We start from the raw sequence: 18,228 nt of genomic DNA, 5'->3' as shown, positions 1-18,228 counted from the left end.
GACCAGGGCTGCCGACTACTCAGCCCCAAGCGGCTCCGGCCCCCGCGCAAAGCCCGCATGATTGAGCTCGCTGAGCGCCAGATTCACGTCGAAAATTCTGCCGCTGACCTCGGTCACCCCCAAGGCTTTCAGTCTTGCGCTGTGCATACGCAGATAAGCTTGCGCCGTTTCTTCGCTGGCAAACAGATAAATGCCGCCGGCCTCTTGCCGGTCCGGGTTCTCCGTCCATATTTTCCAGATGAAGCCGGGCTCCTGGTTGATGGACGCCGCCAGCTCCTGCAACCGGCTTGCCATCTCGTCGCCGAAAGGACCGGAAAAATCAAAGTGGACTTGCAGAAGTTTTTGCATGAAAGCGTTTCCTATAGAAGGCAAGACTCGCGGCAACCCAGCCAGGGCGTTTCAATGCTGGGCGCCTTGCCAAGCTGTCCATCTCGGTCGGGAAGTTTTGCTTTTGTTTGCTAAACCTCCTTTCCGCCAACAATAGACATCATTCCGTCCTTCAGCTTCGCGCATGCGCAATAGTGTCGGACGATATTGGCAGTACAACACTCGCTTGTACGACTAAAAGGACATTCGCCATGAAACGTCTATTCGCATTCGCCGCGCTGAGCGCCTCGGCATGGCTCTGCGCCATGCCGACCCAGGCCGGCGTCTCCATCACCATCGGCCAGCCCGGCTTCTACGGACAACTCAGCCTGGGCGGTTTCCCGCCGCCGCAGCTGATCTATCCGCAACCGGTGGTCATCCAGCCCGCCCCGGTGGCGGTGGCGCCGATGTATCTGCGGGTGCCGCCCGGCCACATGAAGGATTGGCGTCGCTACTGCGGCCGCTACGGCGCCTGCGGCCGGCCAGTCTACTTCGTTCGCGACGAGTGGTACCGCCAAGTCTACGTGCCGCGTTATCAGCAGGTTCAACGCGGCCATGAGTACAGGCGCGAACACGAACGCCACGGCTGGCATGGCGACGACGATCACGACCATGGCCGCGGCCATGAGCGCGACCGCCGCGACTGGCGGCGAGACCGCTAGAACCGCGCTCAGCGCTGCACCGTCGCCATCACCTCGGACGCGTAGCGCAAGCCGCTGACGGCCTCCGGCGGAAAGACCGCGTCGATTTCCGTCCGCTCCGCCGGACTCAGTTCCAGCGCCAGCGCGCCCAGATTGTCGTCCAGATTGCGGATGCGGCGCGCGCCGGGGATGGCGACGATGTGATCTCCGTGCGCCAGCACCCAGGCCAGCGCCAATTGCGCCGGCGTGCAGCCCTTGGCTTCGGCCAAGGCTTTCACCCGCTCCACCAGCGCCAGATTGCGGCGGAAATTCTCGCCGAGAAAGCGCGGATTGCCGCGCCGGTAGTCGTCGGCGTCGAAGTCGTCCGGGCTTCGAATCGCTCCGGTCAGGAATCCGCGGCCCAACGGGCTGTAGGCGACAAAACCGACGCCCAGTTCCCGACACACAGCCAGCGTTTGCTGCTCCGGGTCCCGTGTCCACAACGAGTATTCACTTTGCAGCGCGTGGATGGGATGAACCGCGTGCGCGCGGCGCAAGGTGTCGGGCGCGGCCTCGGACAGGCCCAGGTAACGGACCTTCCCAGCGCGCACCAGCTCCGCCATCGCGCCCACGGTTTCTTCGATCGGCACCTGCGGGTCCACGCGGTGCAGGTAATAAAGGTCGATGACGTCGACGCCCAGCCGTTTGAGACTGCCTTCGCAGCTGCTGCGCACGTATTCCGGCCGGCCGTTGACGCCGCGCGCGGCGGGATTGGCCGAGTCCATCACGATGCCGAACTTGGTGGCCAACACCACCTCCTGGCGGCGCGACTTCAATACTTGCGCCAACAACTCCTCATTGCGATAGGGGCCGTACATATCGGCGGTGTCCAGCAGATTGACGCCGCGATCGAGCGCGTGATTCAGCGTGCTCAGCGATTCCGCATCGTCATGCGCGCCGTAGAAAGCGCTCATGCCCATGCAACCCAAGCCCAGCGCGGAAACGGAAGGGCCATTACGGCCCAGGATACGTTGCTTCATGTCTGCCATCTTTCGTGGTCGGTTAGAATGCCTGAAGCATATGCGCTTGCATCCACCGGAAAAATAGGATTAATCTGCATAAATTACGTAGAAAAACTTCACAATGACGCAAAACTCTTTGCATGCGCTGCAAGCTTTCCGTCTGATAGCCCGGCACGGCAGCTTCACCCGCGCAGCCGCCCAGCAAGAGATCACACCCTCGGCGCTAAGCCAGACTCTGCGCCAGTTGGAAGCCCAATTGGGCGTGCGCCTCTTGAACCGCACCACCCGCAAGGTTGGGCTGACTGAGGCCGGCCAGGCGCTGCTGGCGCGGATAACGCCTCTGCTGGAACAGCTGGACGGCGCACTGGACGACACCCGTCAATGGCAAGGGCAGGTCAGCGGCACGCTGAAGCTGACCTTGCCCCACACCGCCGCCGGTCTGTTGCTGTATCCGCTGCTGCCCGGCTTCATGCGCGCCTATCCGCAGCTGAAGCTGGAACTGGACGTGAACAATCAATTGGTGGATATCGTGGAGCGCGGCCTGGACGCCGGCCTGCGCTTTGGCGAAAGCCTGCAGCAAGACATGCAGGCGGTGGCAGTCAGCGCCCCCTTCCGCTTTTGCGTGGCGGCAAGCCCTGGCTACCTGCAGGCGCGCGGCGCGCCCGAGCATCCGGCCCAGCTGCAACAACACGATTGCCTGCGCTATCGCTTCACCAGCAGTGGCCAGGTCTACCGCTGGCAATTCAGCGATGCTGGACGGCCGTTGGACGTCGCGGTGCAAGGTCCGCTAACCACCAGCGACAGCCTCGCGGCGCTGCACGTCGCGCTGGCCGGACTCGGTCTCGCTTATTTACCGCAGACGATGGCCGAGCCCTATCTGGCGGACGGCCATCTGGTAACCGTGCTGGAGGAATGGATGCCGCCGGCGGAGGCCTTTTATCTGTATTATCCTCACCACTTGCACCAGCCGGCGAAGCTGCGGGTTTTCATCGACTACTTGAGACAGGCCATGGCCGGCCCCACGGCGGCCGCTCAATGACCGTCCGCCGGCTTCATCCCTCTCGACAGCAATTCCGTCCGGCGGCCTTGGCACGGTAAAGCGCGGCGTCGGCGCGCTGCAGCAAGGCGTCCACCTCCAGACCCGGCTGCACACAGACATGGCCTATGCTCAGCGTCAACGGCACCGGCTGCTGCTGCCACTGCAGATTGGCGCTGGCGAGCCGCTGCCGGGCACGCTCCGCCAGCGTCGCCGCCTTGGCCTTGTCGGCGTCCGGAGCCAGCAGCAGGAACTCCTCCCCGCCCCAGCGCGAACAGAGCAAATCCGGAAACGCCTCGCGCAACAAACGCGTCGCCTCCACCAGCACGTAGTCGCCGCCGTCATGGCCGAAACGGTCGTTCACCAGCTTAAAGTGGTCGATATCGCACAACAGCACGGCGAATGGCCGGCGCGTTTGCAGCCATTGAAGCCAGGCGGACTCCAACTGGCGCACCGCCTCGCGGCGATTGATCAAGCCAGTGAGAAAATCTGTGCGCGACAGACGAGCGTTATCGTCCATCATGCACTTGAGATCGTCCACGTCGCGAAAGGTGACGATGTGCCAATTGGGCAGCAGGTCGGCGTGCAGTTGCGCGGTGACGATGAACCACCGCAGCCGGCCGTCGGCGCAGCACACGTGCACCGTCATCTCCGCCAGGTTGCGGCCCAGCGCCAAGCTGTCCTTCACTGCCTGCAACCAGCTTTGCTCCACCTCCAAGCGGTAGGCCGGATCGGGATAAGCCAGACGGAACCAGGCCTCCATATCCGGCATCTGCTCCAAGGTGTAGCCTATCTGTTGCAGGAACGCGCGGTTGAGATAGCGGTGAACCCGCCGGCCGGGCTGGTCCAGCTTGGCGTCGGACTCCGAAATCAGGATGGGAATAGGCACGAAATCCAGGCTGCGCGACAGCACTTCCTTGCCGATATCCACCGCATCGTCGCCAATCCTGAAAGTCATCAGCGTGCTCCCGCCCAACCTTGGGTCAGCTCACTCCTGCGGCAACAGGCAGTCCTGAGCCAGCAGTTTGACGAACTCGTCCGCCGGCAGCGGCCGGGCGATCAAGTAGCCTTGCACGTACTCGCAGCCCTCGCGTTGCAGGAAGTGCCATTGCTCTATCGTCTCCACCCCTTCCGCCACTACCTTCATATTTAGGTTCTTGGCCATATTGATGATGGCGCGGGCAATGGCGGTGTCGTCGGCGTCGTGGGGGATGTCGCGTACGAAGGAGCGGTCGATCTTCAGCTTGTCCGCTTTGAAGCGCTTCAGATAGGACAGGCTGGAATAGCCGGTGCCGAAGTCGTCGATGGACAACTTCAACCCCATATTTTTTATATTGTCGATGGCCTGGATGGTAGCCATCGCGTCCTCCATCACCACGCTCTCGGTTACCTCGATGTCCAGCGCATGGCCGGGCAGGCCGTTAGCGGCCAGCGCCGAGGTAATCTGCTCGGCCAGATCGGACTGGCGGAACTGCAAGGCGGACAGATTGATGGCCAGAGTCAATTCCGGCAGGCCCTGACTGCGCCAGGCGGCCAATTGACGAGTGGCCTCGCCTATCACCCAGTTGCCAATCTGCACGATGAAGCCGCGCTCTTCCGCCACTTCGATGAAGCGCACTGGCCCCAGCACGCCCAGCGATGGGTGGTTCCAGCGGATCAGTGCTTCCGCGCCGATAATGCGGCCGCTGGCCATTTCCACCTGCGGCTGGTAGTGCAGCACGAACTCCTCGCGCTCTAGCGCAAAGCGCAACTGGCTTTCGATCGCCAGGATTTCGCGAGCGCGGGCGTTGAGGTCGGCGGTGTAAAACTTGTAACTGTTGCGGCCCGAAGATTTAGCGTGGTACATCGCCGCGTCGGCGTTGCGCACCAGAGTTTCGTAGTCGCGGCCGTCGTCCGGATAAACGCTGATGCCTATCGATGGCGTGATGGTGATCACATGATTGTGCAGTTCTATCGAGGCGGAGAAAGCGTCGCGGATGCGCTCCGCCGCCAACGCCGCTTCGCCGGGATCGGAAATCACCGGCAGCAGCACGATGAATTCGTCGCCGCCCTGACGCGCCAGCATCTCTCCCGGCCCCAGTACGCCCTTGATGCGGTCAGCCGCCACCTGCAGCAGGGTGTCACCGGCAGTGTGGCCCAGCGATTCGTTAACGGTCTTGAAACGATCCAGGTCCAGCAACAACAGCGCCAGCCGTTCGTTGTCGCGGCCGGCGTTGTGAATCGCCAGCTCCACCCGGTCCTGCATGTGCACGCGGTTGGGCAAGCTGGTCAATACGTCGAAATGCGCGAGGAACTGGATGCGCTCGTCGGCCGCCTTGCGTTCGGTCAGATCGCTGAAGATGGCCACATAGTGGGTGATTTCGCCCAGACTGTTGCGCACCGCGTTGATCGCCAGCCATTCCGGGAACACCTCGCCGTTCTTGCGGCGGTTCCACAGCTCGCCCTGCCAAGAGCCGTGGTCGGCGATGGACTGCCACATCTGCTCGTAGAACGGCTGGTCGTGGCGGCCGGAGGACAACACGCTGGTCTTCTGGCCCAGCACCTCGTGCTGGGTGTAGCCCGTGATCTCGGTGAAGGCGCGGTTGACGCTGCGGATACGTTTGTCGGCGTCGGTGATCATGATGCCTTCCACGGTGTTCTCGAACACCTTGGCCGCCAGCTGCACCCTCTCCTCCGCCGCGCGTTTCTCGGAGATGTCGCGCACCATGCGCCACACCGCGTTGATGCGGCCGAAGGCGTCGCGCATCGCCACGGTCTTGACGCTGACCGGCACCGGATTGCCGAAGCGGTTGATATAGGTGGCCTCGAACTCGTCGCAATAGCCGAAGCGCAATACCTTGTTGTCCAGATTGAAGCGCTCCAGCGCCTCGCTCTCCGGTCCCACCAAAGTCCAGAAATTCTGCAGCTTGAGCTGATCCAGGCTGTAGCACATCAGGTTGAGAAAGGCGGGGTTGGCGTCTATCACCTGGCCGTCCAGCGAGCTGATCACGATGCCGTCGAGGTTGGACCAAAACAACTCGCGGTATTTGTTCTCGGAGCGGCGCAGCGCGTCCTCCACCTCGCGGCGACGGGAAATGTCCGCTTCCAGCGCCAGCGTCTTGGCCCGCAACTCGTCCAGCAAGCGCTTGAGTTCGGCTCGAGTCCATTCTAAATGCTTGCCAAGATGGCCGATCTCGTCGCGGCGCTGCCATTCGAACGGCCGATCCAGCTTGAGTTCGGCCAGCAAACGCGCCTGCTCGGTCAACGCCTTCATCGGGCTGAGGAAACGCGAATGCAAAATGCTCATGATCAGCAGGATGGACAACACCAGCTGCGCCGCCAAAATCATCAGGATGTTCTTGATCTGGTTATTGAGCGCGATGGCGAGATGCTCGTTGTCGAACTCCAGCGTCACCTGGCCGATTTCCTCGCCGCGGTAGATCACTGGTTTTTCCACGAAGGACACGCTGCCGATGCGGCGCTCCGCGCGCACAGAGGACAGAAATATCTGATTGGACTGGGTGTCGGTGACGCGGATGGAAACGACCCGCGCATCTTCCATCACCGACGCGATCAAGGGGTTGCCCGCCTGGCGGCTCAGGTTCCACAAAGGTTCCTGCATGCCCAGGGCCACAATGTCCAGCAGGCGTTTTTGATCGGTTTCCAGCTGGGCGGTCAGCGCGTCCCTTTGAATATTGAAGCTCAGATAACTGATGATGGACGCGGGAATCAGCAAGCCCAGCACTACGGCGATGAGAAAGACAGCCCTAAGGGAGAGGCCGGTACTGGCTGTGGATTTATCGTCAGCGTGGTGTGCCATGTTTGCGTTTATTATCGCTCGCCATTAGCCGCAGGCAATTGAGCCCATGCGTCAGTTGTTCATATTTTCAAAAGTATACACCGGATAATCCCGGCAAAATGCTGGAATATTCACTAGTCATCGCCTTGTCAAGCTTGAATCCGGCAAGCCTGCCGCCGGCACGCTCTGGCGCTGCTTTCCACGCTCCGTCATTGCCTTGAATTTAGCCTCGGCCTACAATCCACGTCACTTCAAAATCGCGCCAGGATTGCTCCATGTCCCAGTCCCGTTATGACAAAATTATCACCGCCCGCTGGATCATTACCGTCGAGGAAGACGGAGAAATCCTGGAAAACCACGCCATTGCTTTGAAGAATGGCAGGATTGCCGCGATTATTCCAGCCGACCAAGCCGGCGCGCTGGAGGCGGATCAACGCGTGGAATTGCCCAACCATGTGCTGATGCCGGGCCTGATCAATCTTCACGGCCACTCCGCGATGACGCTCTTGCGCGGCCTGGCCGACGACAAGGCGCTGATGGACTGGCTGACCAATCATATCTGGCCGGCCGAGGGCAAGCACGTGCGCGACGACTTCGTGTTCGACGGCGCGCTGCTGGCGATGGGAGAAATGATCCGCGGCGGCACCACCACCATCAACGACATGTATTTCTACCACGGCGCGATGGCCCGCGCCGGCCTGGCCTCCGGCATGCGCACCTTTGTCGGCTGTTCCATCCTGGAGTTCCCCACCAATTACGCCAGCAACGCCGACGACTACATCAGCAAGTCCCTGGCCGAACGTCGCCAGTTCCTGGGCGAAGAACTGATCACCTTCACGCTGGCGCCGCACGCGCCTTATACGGTATCGGACGACACCTTCGCCAAGGTGGTGACGCTGGCCGAGCAGGAAGACATGCTGATCCATTGCCACATCCACGAAACCGCGGACGAGGTGAACAACAGCGTCAAGGAACGCCACCAGCGCCCGCTGGCCCGCCTGCAACAACTGGGCTTGCTGTCGCCGCGTCTGATCGCCGCCCACATGGTGCATTTGAACGACGAGGAAATCGAAATCGCCGCCAAGCACGGCGTATCGGTGGCGCACAATCCCTCGTCCAATATGAAACTGGCTTCCGGCATCGCCCCCATTCCCAAGATGCTGCAGGCCGGCATCGCGGTGGGCATAGGCACCGACGGCGCCGCCTCCAACAACAAGTTGGACATGTTGGCGGAAACCCGACTGGCGGCGCTGCTGGCCAAAGTGGGCACGCTGGACCCCACCTCGGTGCCGGCCGCCGCGGCCATCCGCATGGCCACGCTCAACGGTGCCCGCGCGCTGGGCATCGCAGACAAGGTCGGCTCGATCAAGGCCGGCAAACAGGCAGACCTGATCGCCATCGACCTATCCGCCATCGAAACCGCGCCGGCCTTCGATCCGATCTCCCACGTGGTGTACGCGGCCGGCCGCGAACAAGTCAGCCACGTCTGGGTCAATGGCCAAGCCCTATTGGAACAACGCCAACTCAAGACTCTGGACGAAGCCGCGCTCAAGGCGCGCGCCGAAGACTGGCGTCATCGCATCCTGGCGAAATAATCATGATCAATGTAGACGAAACCGAAATCGACAAATTCAGCCAACTGGCGCACAAATGGTGGGACATGAGCGGCGAATTCAAGCCGCTGCATGAAATCAACCCACTGCGCCTGGGCTTCATCGACGACCGCGCGGCCATCGCCGGCAAGCAAGTGCTGGACGTGGGCTGCGGCGGCGGCATCCTGGCGGAGAGCATGGCCGCGCGCGGCGCCGCCGTCACCGGCATCGACCTGGCCAAGAAGTCGCTGAAAGTGGCCCAACTGCACAGCCTGGAATCCGGCGTGGCGGTGGATTACCGCTGCGTGGCCGTGGAGGAACTGGCGGAGGAAGCGCCGGCCAGCTTCGACGTGGTCACCTGCATGGAAATGCTGGAACACGTGCCGGACCCTCAAAGCGTGGTGCGCAGCTGCGCCAGCCTGGTCAAGCCCGGCGGCTGGGTGTTCTTCTCCACGCTCAACCGCAACGCCAAATCCTATCTGCTGGCGGTAGTCGGCGCAGAATACGTGCTGAACATGCTGCCTCGCGGCACCCACGAGTACGCCCGCTTCCTCAAGCCCTCGGAGTTATCGCGCATGGCCCGAAACGCCGGTCTGGATCTGGACGCCGTCCGCGGCATGAGCTACAACCCGCTGACCCGCATCTACTCGCTGGGCGACGATACCGCCGTCAACTACCTGATGGCCTGCCGTCGCCCCGAATAAGCGGCAAGAAAAAAGGCCTTCGCCAAAGGCGAAGGCCTGAATCACACTCCCGGTTCCACACCGGACACAACCCGCTAAAATTCGCGAACGCCGCGCCGGCTTCAACGCCCTCGCGGGACGGCCCGCTTGCGGCGACATTCGGCTTGCGCCACCCGTCGCCTGCCAGGCTGCTTTCCCCGCGCGGGCCGGCCGCCGGCCGAGTCCGCAAGACGGCGGAAATACCTCTCCGACGCCTCTCGCCTATTTTGATAGCCCCTCTCGTGTCAGCCATTTCAAACAAGCGTTTTAATCGTATGATTGATATGATGAATGCGCAAGCAAAACCTCAGTAATGCTTGTCTAGTGCGGCAAGTTGACAACAGTTGGCGTCAAAACCGCTGATAATGTTTTGATAACAACAATCTGTCGGACAAACTACTGCCAGACAAACATTGCAGTTTGATTGCCCTCGCATATCAAACATAGGAAAATAATAATATTCTATTCCGGAGAGCAAGATGACGTTCAAAGCGAACGACTCACTGACCGAACAAATCGCCCAATACCTGGGCAAACAAATCATACAAGGCACGATGCAAGCTGGGGAGCGCATTCAGGAATTGCGCATTGCGTCGGAGCTGGAAGTCAGCCGCGGGTCCGTGCGCGAAGCTTTATTGATTTTGCAACGCCGCCATCTGGTGGAGATTTTCCCGCGCCGCGGCGCGGTGGTATCCAGCATCACCGGCCAGGATGTGCGCCATTTCTTCGAACTGTGGTTTCTGCTGCTGGATCAAGCCGTCTGCAACCTCGCCACCTCCTGGCAGAACGACGACCTGGCCCACTTCTTCGAAGTCACCACCCAGTTGGCCGAATGCAACCGCAAAGACGATTTGCAGGGCTTTTACGAACACGGCGTCGATTTCCTCGACACCCTGTATCTCTATGCCGGCAACCGCTATCTGGAACACACGCTGAAAGACTTGCTGCCGCTCACCCAACGCTGTCTGTTCGCCATTTTGCGAGCCGGCAAGAGCCAGATGGACCAGACCCAACTCTTCCTGGAAAATCTGCTCAAGACCATCATTGCCCGCGACACCGCCAAATTGCGCCAGATGGTGGCCGAATTCGGCCAGCAATACAGCCAGCTGGCGCAAAGCGCGGCCGAGTCGCTAAGCGGACGCCATTGACGCCCACCGCCCGGCCAAGGCCCGGGCGGCGTCCAACACCCACTCCTTCCCTTCGTCCCGGCGCTTGCCGGCGCGCCAGGCCATGGTCATTTCCCACTGCCAAGCCGGCAGATCGGCAATTTTCAGCCATCGCAAAACACTGTCGGCCAGATCAGACTAAATTGACAACTCCGGCATGAAGCAAAGAAAGCCGTGGCGCAAGGCCAGTTCCCTGGCCGCCGACGCCGGTTGAACCGCATGGATGGGCTGGGCCACAGTGCGGGCCAGCCGCAGCCGGCGTATCAATTCATCGCACTCCACGCCCCAGTACTGGGGCGCAATCCGGTAAGCCGCCGCCTCCTCCAGATACCGCGGCTGTTCCCGCTCAGCCAGGGGATGTCCAGCCGCCGCCACAGCCACGATGGGAGAACGCCACAATGTTTCCATCTGAATGCCCGCCATCGCCGGGCAACGCAACACAAAACCCATCTGTACCAAACCGGACAACAGGTTCTGCATGATTTGTGGCGAATGGTCGGTGTTACAGCGGATTTCCAGCGGCGCTTCGGCCAGATCCAGCAGCAAAAGACCAAAACCGCAGAGGTAAGCGACGGAAGACACGAGAACCGCAGACAGGGTCTGGCCAGCGTGCCCTGCAGAATTTCCCTGCCCTGCTCCTGAGCCGACGCCGCCTGCTTCGCCGATGGTAAAAACTGTGGGTTCCGCCTCATGGCCCTCGCGGACTCCCCGTGGCAGCTTTTGCTCTCCAGCCTGGGCAGCGCCTTGTTCGGCTCCTGGCTGCTGCAATTCGACTTCCGCTGGGTCTGCCTGGGCGGCGCTGCCGCGTTCTTGGCCGCGGCGGCGGCAACCGCTGGCCGCCTTCGTCATCCTGACGGCGTTCTTTCTCGGCACCCTCATCGCCGAGCCCGCGCGGGAAGCCCTGGTGGCCAGCCTGACCCGTCCGGAAGCCAGGACCAGCTATATGGGCGCCAGCAGGCTGGGACTGGCCCTGGGTGGTGGCGCCGGCGGCTGGCTGTACGACTTTGCTCAACGCCAGCATCAAGCCGGCCTGCCCTGGCTGCTGCTGGCCGCCGCGGGCGCGCTCACCTTCATTGCGCTGACGCGCCAATTTGGCGCAGCCGCGCCGAGAGCGGCCAAACAAGCGGCCTGACAACAACAAAAGCCCGCCGGAAGGCGGGCTTTTCATCAATCAGCTGGGCTGTTTGCCTTGCGGCAGACAGACAGTAAAACCGGTGTTACGCGTTCTGAATATTGGACGCTTGCTTGCCCTTCGGACCGGACACCACTTCAAAGCTTACACGCTGCCCTTCTTTCAGGGTTTTGAAGCCTTGCATGTTGATGGCCGAGAAGTGAGCGAACAAATCCTCGCCGCCTTCATCCGGAGTAATGAAGCCAAAGCCTTTAGCGTCATTGAACCACTTAACGGTACCTAATGCCATTCTTACTTCCTTGCAAAAAAAGGCTGGTGAAGCCGACCAACTTAGAGCTTAATAAGAGTTGTCTGGCTTGCCTAGGGCAAAAAATGCCAAACAGTTAAGCCAAGCACCAGCTGCATTTCTACGCAACCCGCCGCTCATCGTCAAGTCGTAGAGGAAAAGTGCCAGTCCCCTTGAAAAAAACTCTCGGGGAACCCAAATTGAAGTAAGACGCAGATTCCACGAAAGCCGACATGTCTACGCAGTTCAAGGACGATGCCATACAAGAGGCGTCCCGGGTTAGGGAAAACCCACCCCCGATGTATAAGGTCTTGTTATTGAACGATGATTTTACCCCGATGGATTTTGTGATCCAGGTTCTCCAGCAGTTCTTCTACATGAACCGCGAAAAGGCCACTCACATCATGCTGCAAGTCCACACGCAAGGTCACGGCGTGTGTGGCGTTTATACCAAAGACGTGGCTGCAACAAAGGTCGAGCAGGTGTTGCAATATGCGAAAGCGCACCAGCATCCGCTCCAGTGCGTTATGGAGGAAAACTGATGATTGCCCAGGAGCTTGAAGTAAGCCTGCACATGGCGTTCATGGACGCAAGGCGCAAGCGCCACGAGTTCATCAGCGTGGAGCATCTGTTACTCGCGATGACCGACAACCCGTCGGCTGCCGAAGTACTGCGCGCATGTGGAGCCAATATCGACCAGCTGAAAAAACAGCTGGGCGATTTTATCGATGAGCACACCCCCACCGTGCCTGGAGAGGCGGAGGTGGAAACTCAACCCACACTCGGTTTCCAGCGCGTGATTCAGCGCGCGATCCTGCACGTGCAGTCTTCCGGCAAAAAAGAGGTGACCGGGGCTAACATCCTGGTGGCCATCTTTGGCGAGAAGGACTCCCACGCGGTGTACTATCTGCACCAGCAAGGCATTTCGCGGCTGGACGTGGTGAATTTCATTTCTCACGGAATTACCAAGCAACGCTCCCAACAGCAACCGCAAGAGCCTCGCGACAGCAGCGGCGAAGCGGAAAGCGAGGAACAGGCCACCGGTCCGGGCGGAGCCTTGGAAAATTACACGCAGAACCTCAACCAGCAGGCGCGCGAAGGCAAGATAGACCCGCTGATCGGCCGCGAATCCGAGTTGGAGCGCACTGTTCAGATCCTGTGCCGCCGCCGCAAGAACAATCCGCTGCTAGTGGGCGAAGCCGGCGTTGGCAAAACCGCCATCGCTGAAGGTCTGGCGCGCCGAATCGTCAACGGCGAAGTGCCGGAGATTCTGGCCAAGTCCAACGTCTACGCGCTGGACATGGGCGCGCTGCTGGCCGGCACCAAATACCGCGGCGATTTTGAACAGCGGCTGAAGGCGGTGATCAAGCAACTGACCGAGGACAGCAACGCGATTCTGTTCATCGACGAGATTCACACTCTGATCGGCGCCGGCGCGGCCTCGGGCGGCACGCTAGATGCGTCCAACCTGCTCAAGCCTGCGCTCTCCAACGGCAGCCTGCGCTGTATCGGGGCGACCACCTACAACGAATACCGCAGTATCTTCGAGAAGGACAACGCGCTGTCGCGCCGTTTCCAGAAGATCGACGTCAACGAACCGACGGTGGAGCAGACCGTGGAAATCCTCAAGGGGCTGAAATCGCGCTTCGAGGCCCACCACGGCGTCAAGTACACGCAATCGGCGCTGTCCACCGCGGCGGAGCTGTCCGCGCGCTTCATCAACGATCGACATCTGCCGGACAAAGCCATCGACGTGATAGACGAGGCCGGCGCCGCGCAGAAGATTCTGCCCAAATCCAAGCAGAAAAAGGTCATCAACAAAACCGAGATCGAGGACATCGTCGCCAAGATCGCGCGCATTCCGCCCAAGACCGTGTCGTCCGACGACAAGAACGTGCTGAAGAACCTGGAGCGCGACCTGAAAAACGTGGTGTTCGGCCAGGAGAAAGCCATCGAGGGACTAGCCAGCGCCATCAAGATGACGCGTTCCGGTCTGGGCAATCCGCAAAAGCCGATCGGCTCCTTCCTGTTCTCCGGCCCCACCGGCGTAGGCAAGACCGAGGTGGCGCGCCAGCTGGCCTATATCCTGGGCGTGGAGTTGATCCGCTTCGACATGTCCGAATATATGGAGCGCCACGCGGTGTCGCGGCTGATCGGCGCCCCTCCGGGCTATGTCGGATTCGAACAGGGCGGCCAGCTGACGGAGGCGGTCAATAAGCATCCGTACGCGGTGGTGTTGCTGGATGAGATCGAAAAAGCGCATCCGGACATCTACAACGTGCTGCTGCAAGTGATGGATCACGGCACGCTGACCGACAACAACGGCCGCAAGGCGGACTTCCGCAACGTGGTGATCATCATGACCACCAACGCAGGCGCCGAGTCTTTGTCCAAGCCCACTCTGGGCTTCACCCAGACCAAGGCGACCGGCGACGAGATGGGAGACATCAAGAAGCAGTTCAGTCCGGAATTCCGCAACCGCCTGGACGCCATCATCCCGTTCAAGACGCTGGACGAGCAGATCATCCTGCAAGTGGTGGACAAGTTCCTGATGCAGTTGGAACAGCAGTTGGCCGAGAAGCGGGTGGACATCCACTTCACCGACGAACTGCGCAGCTACCTGGCGAAGAACGGTTTCGATCCGCTGATGGGCGCCCGCCCGATGGCGCGTCTGATTCAGGACACGCTGCGCAAGGCGCTGGCAGACGAGCTGCTGTTCGGCCGTCTGGTCACCGGCGGCGAAGTTACTGTCACCGTGGTGGACGACAAGGTGGAGCTGCAATTCGACCACCAGGCCCTGACGCCCGAACCCGCTTGATCTTGCTTCCGCAACACAAAACGCCCGCTAGCGCGGGCGTTTTTCTTTTCTTCTCAACCGCGTGGATGATGCTTGGCGTGCAGCTGTTTCAAGCGTTCCCGCGCCACATGGGTATAAATCTGCGTGGTGGAGATATCCGAATGCCCCAGCAAGAGCTGCACCACGCGCAAATCCGCGCCGTGGTTGACCAGATGAGTGGCGAAAGCATGTCGCAACACATGCGGGCTCACCGCCGGCAAACCTTGCCGCTTGGCGTACTGCGAAATCAGATGCCAGGCCATCTGCCTCGTCATGCCCGCCTTGCGCTGGGTCACGAACACCGTGTCGCAGACCGCTCCCGCCAACAAGAGCGGCCTCGCCTCGACCAAATAGCGCTGCAGCCACTCCTGAGCCAGTTCGCCCAAAGGCACCAGTCTTTCCTTATTGCCCTTGCCCATGGTCTTGACCAAACCGTCCAGCAAGTTCACCTGCTGCAGCGTCAGCCCCACCAGCTCCGACACGCGTAAGCCGCTGGCGTAGAGCAGCTCCAGCATTGCCCGGTCGCGCAGACCCAAGGGCGTGCCCACATCGGGCGCCTCCAGCAAGGCTTCCACATGTCGCTCGGACAGGGACTTGGGCAACCGCGGCCCTTGTTTGGGCCCGCGCAGACGTGCGCAAGGATCGTCGTCGCGCAAACCCGCCTGCGTCAGGTATTGATAAAAGCGCTTCATCGCCGACACCATCCGCGCCCGAGTCGCAGGTTTCTCGCGATCCACCCCCAGCAATAACGCCTGCTCCAGCTGCTCCGGCCCGGCCTCCGTCAAACGTGCGCCTCGACCTCCCAGGCGCGCGGCCAGCTTGCCCAGATCGCGTCGATACGCGGCCAGGGTGTTCTTGGACAAACCATCACTCAACCATAATTGGTCCAAAAACGCATCGATGGCGTCTTCGGCCGCCTTCATCTCTTCGCTGCTTGCATCCATTTTTGTCGTCCGCTGAAGTGCGCGTCAAGCCGCCCGCGCGGAACACCTATCCTGAATAATCTTCACTCTTTGTCCGCCTCACCGGCAAAAACATTCCCTCGCAAGCTCTGTCTCTTCATCAAGCGCGAGCCGGGCCTAGCGGAAAACATTCAGGGCGACGCGCCAAAAAGCGCAAAACATCCGTCTTGCGCCCACCTCACCGCCGATCAACACCCAAATTCATGGGCCAACAGCCACTGCTTGATGTCGACGGTTTCCCGGCCCAATGAGCGATTGAAGCCGCCCAGACTGTTGCGCGCCACCACACGGTGGCAAGGCACGATGATGGGCACCGGATTGCGCCCGCAGGCATTACCCACCGCTCGCGCCGACGAACCCAGCGCCATGGCGATATCCTGGTAGCGCGTCATCTGCCCGCAAGGAATCCGCTCTATCTCGCCCCAAACGCGCAGCTGGTGCTCGCTACCCCGCAAACGATAGGGCAGGCTGAAGCCGAAGCGCGGATCGACGAAATAAGCGCGCAGCTGCTCCGCCACCTCTTGCTCCAGGCTGCGCGGCGTCGGCGGCCTGAGAGCTTGCCGCTCGGCCAGGAACTCCAAATTCACCAGCACGCCGTCGAGACACAAGATGCCCATCTGCCCGAACGGCGCGTCGATTACCGCGCTGTATTCCATTTTCCGCCTCCGACGCCCCGATAATAAAAAAGCGCAAGGCATCGCCTTGCGCTTTGAACCATCATCAAGCCTAAGCCTGACTCGACAGGGCTTAGCCTTGCTTGCGAGCCGGCAGTTTTTCCTTGATGCGTGCGGATTTGCCGGTACGGCCGCGCAGGTAGTACAGCTTGGCGCGACGCACATCGCCGCGGCGCTTCACTTCAACGGAAGCCACCAGCGGAGAGTAGGTTTGGAAAGTACGCTCTACGCCTTCGCCGGCGGACATCTTGCGCACGGTGAAAGCGCTGTTCAGGCCAGCGTTTTTCTTGGCGATAACCACGCCTTCGTAAGCCTGCAGACGTTCGCGGTTGCCTTCCTTAACCTTCACCTGAACGACGATGGTGTCGCCCGGGGCGAATTCCGGCAGGGTTTTGCCCAGGCGGGCGATTTCTTCTTGCTCGAGTTTCTGGATCAGATCCATGATTTACTCCTGGTTTTTCTGGAGATCTTGTTCCTGCTGGTACTCCGCCAGCAGCCGAGATTCCTGTTTTGTCAAAATACGGCCTTGCAGCAAATCCGGGCGACGTTGCATCGTCCTGCCCAGCGCCTGTTTCAGCCGCCATTTAGCGATCAGCGCATGATTACCGGACAACAACACATCCGGCACCCGCATGCCCTGATAGTCTTCGGGTCGGGTATAGTGCGGACAATCAAGAAGCCCGTCCACAAATGAATCTTCGTAAGCCGACTGCGCGTCGTTCAGGACGCCTGGCAGCAAACGCACCACCGCATCCATCAACACCATGGCCGGCAGCTCGCCGCCGGACAAAACGTAGTCGCCGATGGAAATCTCCTCGTCGACCTCGCGCTGGATCAATCTTTCATCCACGCCCTCGTAGCGGCCGCACAGCAGGATCAAGCCCGCTCGTTGCGACAGCTCCGCCGCCTTCTCATGCGTCAGCGGACGGCCTTGCGGTGAAAGATAAATCACATGGCTGCGCTCGGCTCCGGCTTGCGCCTGCCTCACCCTGGCTGCAGCGATCGACTGCGCCAATGGCTCAATCTGCATCACCATGCCGGGGCCGCCGCCATAAGGCCGGTCGTCAACCCGGCGGTAGTTGTCGTGCGTGAAATCACGAGGATTCCAAGCCTGAAAACCCCAAATGCCCAAATCAAGCGCCCGCTGGCTAACGCCAAAGCGGGCGATGGAATCGAACATCTCCGGAAACAGCGTTACCGCGTCGATCTGCATCAGTAGTCCAGACCCCAGTCCACCTGGATCTTGCCTTCGGCAAGCTGGACTTCCAGCACATACTGATCCACGAAGGGAATCATGCGCTGAGCGTCCGCACCCTGCACTACCAACAGATCGTGGGCGCCGGTTTCCATCAATTCACTGACTTTGCCCAGCACTTCGCCTTGCTGATTGACGACTTCCAGGCCGATCAGATCAGCCCAGTAGTATTCGCCTTCTTCAGCAGCCGGCAACTCTGCGCGCGGCACAGCGATCTGCATGCCGCGCAAGACTTCGGCCGCGTCTCGGTCTTCCACGCCTTCCAGCTTGGCGGCAAGCGCCTTGGGCTGGAGAGCGCCGTTTTCAAATGTGTACGGCTTCCAGTCGTTCTCCTTGCCCAGCCACCATACCGGGTAGTCGAACAGACCGTCAGCGTATTCGGTGTCGGCCTGGACTTTTAGCCAGCCCTTGACACCAAAGGCGCCACGCACAAACCCCATCACTACGAGATCTTCGCTGCGCATGCGCCTAGTCCGTCAGTTGATGTGTCAACGAACGCTTAGGCAGCGGCCTTCTGCTCTTTCAGCAGCTTGGCAACGGCGTCGGAAACTTGAGCGCCAACGCCTACCCAGTGGTTCAGGCGGTCCATGGTGAAACGGACGCGCTCTTGCTTCTCGTTGGCAACCGGGTTGTAGAAGCCAACGCGCTCGATGAAGCGACCGTCACGACGGTTACGGGAATCGGTCACCACGATGTTGTAGAACGGACGGTTCTTGGCGCCGCCACGTGCCAGACGAATCACTACCATTGTCGATTGTCCTTGAATAAAAACGGTATGAGA

At 60.7% G+C, this 18,228-nt stretch carries 20 protein-coding genes; 8 read left to right on the top strand and 12 right to left on the bottom strand.

The annotated features are described in order from the left end of the window. Positions 1-15 precede the first annotated feature (15 nt). Entirely contained in the window at positions 16-348 is a 333-nt protein-coding gene (locus tag HA052_RS02170; RefSeq protein ID WP_081544306.1) for a monooxygenase, read from the bottom strand. A gap of 230 nt (positions 349-578) precedes the next feature. Between HA052_RS02170 and HA052_RS02165 the strand changes: the two genes are divergently transcribed. Continuing rightward, entirely contained in the window at positions 579-1,028 is a 450-nt protein-coding gene (locus HA052_RS02165; protein ID WP_166450598.1) for a hypothetical protein, read from the top strand. An 8-nt stretch (positions 1,029-1,036) separates the two neighbouring features. Here HA052_RS02165 and HA052_RS02160 read toward each other — a convergent pair whose 3' ends face one another. After that, positions 1,037-2,026: an aldo/keto reductase gene (locus HA052_RS02160; RefSeq protein WP_166450597.1), complete on the bottom strand. Its 990-nt coding sequence runs from the start codon at positions 2,024-2,026 to the stop codon at positions 1,037-1,039. A 103-nt stretch (positions 2,027-2,129) separates the two neighbouring features. On the opposite strand from HA052_RS02160, the gene HA052_RS02155 reads away from it, so the two are divergent. Further along, complete coding sequence (locus HA052_RS02155; protein WP_166450596.1) at positions 2,130-3,047, top strand: LysR family transcriptional regulator; 918 nt, start codon at positions 2,130-2,132, stop codon at positions 3,045-3,047. Positions 3,048-3,060: 13 nt separating this feature from the next. On the opposite strand, the gene HA052_RS02150 is transcribed toward HA052_RS02155, so the two are convergent. Beyond that, positions 3,061-4,002 carry a sensor domain-containing diguanylate cyclase gene (locus HA052_RS02150; RefSeq protein ID WP_166450595.1) on the bottom strand — a complete coding sequence of 314 codons (942 nt, stop codon included), beginning with the start codon at positions 4,000-4,002 and terminating at the stop codon, positions 3,061-3,063. A 30-nt stretch (positions 4,003-4,032) separates the two neighbouring features. Continuing rightward, the gene (locus tag HA052_RS02145; RefSeq protein ID WP_166450594.1) at positions 4,033-6,843 is read right to left on the bottom strand and encodes a bifunctional diguanylate cyclase/phosphodiesterase; all 2,811 of its coding nucleotides are present in this window, start codon (positions 6,841-6,843) and stop codon (positions 4,033-4,035) included. Positions 6,844-7,097: 254 nt separating this feature from the next. Here HA052_RS02145 and HA052_RS02140 point away from each other — a divergent pair, with 254 nt between their 5' ends. The 3 genes from HA052_RS02140 (at position 7,098) to HA052_RS02130 (ending at position 10,284) form a co-directional block, all read left to right on the top strand. After that, a complete protein-coding gene (locus tag HA052_RS02140; protein ID WP_081544300.1) occupies positions 7,098-8,417 on the top strand; it encodes a TRZ/ATZ family hydrolase in 1,320 nt (439 codons plus the stop codon). 2 nt (positions 8,418-8,419) lie between these two features. Further along, positions 8,420-9,118, top strand: coding sequence for a bifunctional 2-polyprenyl-6-hydroxyphenol methylase/3-demethylubiquinol 3-O-methyltransferase UbiG (ubiG, locus tag HA052_RS02135; protein WP_166450593.1), 699 nt, complete (start codon positions 8,420-8,422; stop codon positions 9,116-9,118). A gap of 497 nt (positions 9,119-9,615) precedes the next feature. Next, the gene (locus HA052_RS02130) at positions 9,616-10,284 is read left to right on the top strand and encodes a GntR family transcriptional regulator (protein ID WP_081544298.1); all 669 of its coding nucleotides are present in this window, start codon (positions 9,616-9,618) and stop codon (positions 10,282-10,284) included. A 156-nt stretch (positions 10,285-10,440) separates the two neighbouring features. On the opposite strand, the gene HA052_RS02125 is transcribed toward HA052_RS02130, so the two are convergent. Further along, a complete protein-coding gene (locus HA052_RS02125; protein ID WP_166450592.1) occupies positions 10,441-11,151 on the bottom strand; it encodes a LysR substrate-binding domain-containing protein in 711 nt (236 codons plus the stop codon). Positions 11,152-11,206: 55 nt separating this feature from the next. Here HA052_RS02125 and HA052_RS02120 point away from each other — a divergent pair, with 55 nt between their 5' ends. Continuing rightward, complete coding sequence (locus tag HA052_RS02120) at positions 11,207-11,434, top strand: hypothetical protein (protein WP_166450591.1); 228 nt, start codon at positions 11,207-11,209, stop codon at positions 11,432-11,434. Positions 11,435-11,519: 85 nt separating this feature from the next. Here the strand turns inward: HA052_RS02120 and HA052_RS02115 are convergent, their stop codons facing one another. Then, the gene (locus HA052_RS02115) at positions 11,520-11,723 is read right to left on the bottom strand and encodes a cold-shock protein (protein WP_019101271.1); all 204 of its coding nucleotides are present in this window, start codon (positions 11,721-11,723) and stop codon (positions 11,520-11,522) included. A 230-nt stretch (positions 11,724-11,953) separates the two neighbouring features. Here HA052_RS02115 and clpS point away from each other — a divergent pair, with 230 nt between their 5' ends. Next, entirely contained in the window at positions 11,954-12,262 is a 309-nt protein-coding gene (clpS, locus tag HA052_RS02110; RefSeq protein ID WP_019101854.1) for an ATP-dependent Clp protease adapter ClpS, read from the top strand. Continuing rightward, positions 12,262-14,538 (top strand): ATP-dependent Clp protease ATP-binding subunit ClpA, encoded by a 2,277-nt coding sequence (gene clpA / locus HA052_RS02105; protein ID WP_081544296.1) that lies wholly within the window; start codon positions 12,262-12,264, stop codon positions 14,536-14,538. Before clpS ends, clpA begins: the two co-directional genes overlap by 1 nt. Before the next feature lie 53 nt (positions 14,539-14,591). On the opposite strand, the gene xerD is transcribed toward clpA, so the two are convergent. The 6 genes from xerD to rpsP form a co-directional block, all read right to left on the bottom strand. Beyond that, entirely contained in the window at positions 14,592-15,500 is a 909-nt protein-coding gene (gene xerD / locus HA052_RS02100; protein WP_240937248.1) for a site-specific tyrosine recombinase XerD, read from the bottom strand. A gap of 206 nt (positions 15,501-15,706) precedes the next feature. Continuing rightward, entirely contained in the window at positions 15,707-16,174 is a 468-nt protein-coding gene (locus HA052_RS02095) for a methylated-DNA--[protein]-cysteine S-methyltransferase (RefSeq protein WP_166450590.1), read from the bottom strand. Between the two features lie 91 nt (positions 16,175-16,265). Further along, positions 16,266-16,634 (bottom strand): 50S ribosomal protein L19, encoded by a 369-nt coding sequence (rplS, locus tag HA052_RS02090; protein WP_019102875.1) that lies wholly within the window; start codon positions 16,632-16,634, stop codon positions 16,266-16,268. Between the two features lie 3 nt (positions 16,635-16,637). Further along, positions 16,638-17,405, bottom strand: coding sequence for a tRNA (guanosine(37)-N1)-methyltransferase TrmD (gene trmD, locus HA052_RS02085; RefSeq protein ID WP_081544293.1), 768 nt, complete (start codon positions 17,403-17,405; stop codon positions 16,638-16,640). Beyond that, on the bottom strand, positions 17,405-17,911 hold the full coding sequence (gene rimM, locus HA052_RS02080; RefSeq protein ID WP_166450589.1) for a ribosome maturation factor RimM: 507 nt from the start codon (positions 17,909-17,911) through the stop codon (positions 17,405-17,407). The genes trmD and rimM overlap by 1 nt, the downstream gene beginning before the upstream one ends. A gap of 35 nt (positions 17,912-17,946) precedes the next feature. Next, positions 17,947-18,195 carry a 30S ribosomal protein S16 gene (gene rpsP / locus HA052_RS02075; protein WP_019102878.1) on the bottom strand — a complete coding sequence of 83 codons (249 nt, stop codon included), beginning with the start codon at positions 18,193-18,195 and terminating at the stop codon, positions 17,947-17,949. Positions 18,196-18,228: the final 33 nt, after the last annotated feature.

This window comes from Chromobacterium fluminis (assembly GCF_011602385.1).
Classification (GTDB): Bacteria; Pseudomonadota; Gammaproteobacteria; order Burkholderiales; family Chromobacteriaceae; genus Chromobacterium; species Chromobacterium fluminis.
The sequence above is the reverse complement of the archived record's forward strand: the minus strand, read 5'-3'. Positions and strand labels throughout refer to the sequence as shown.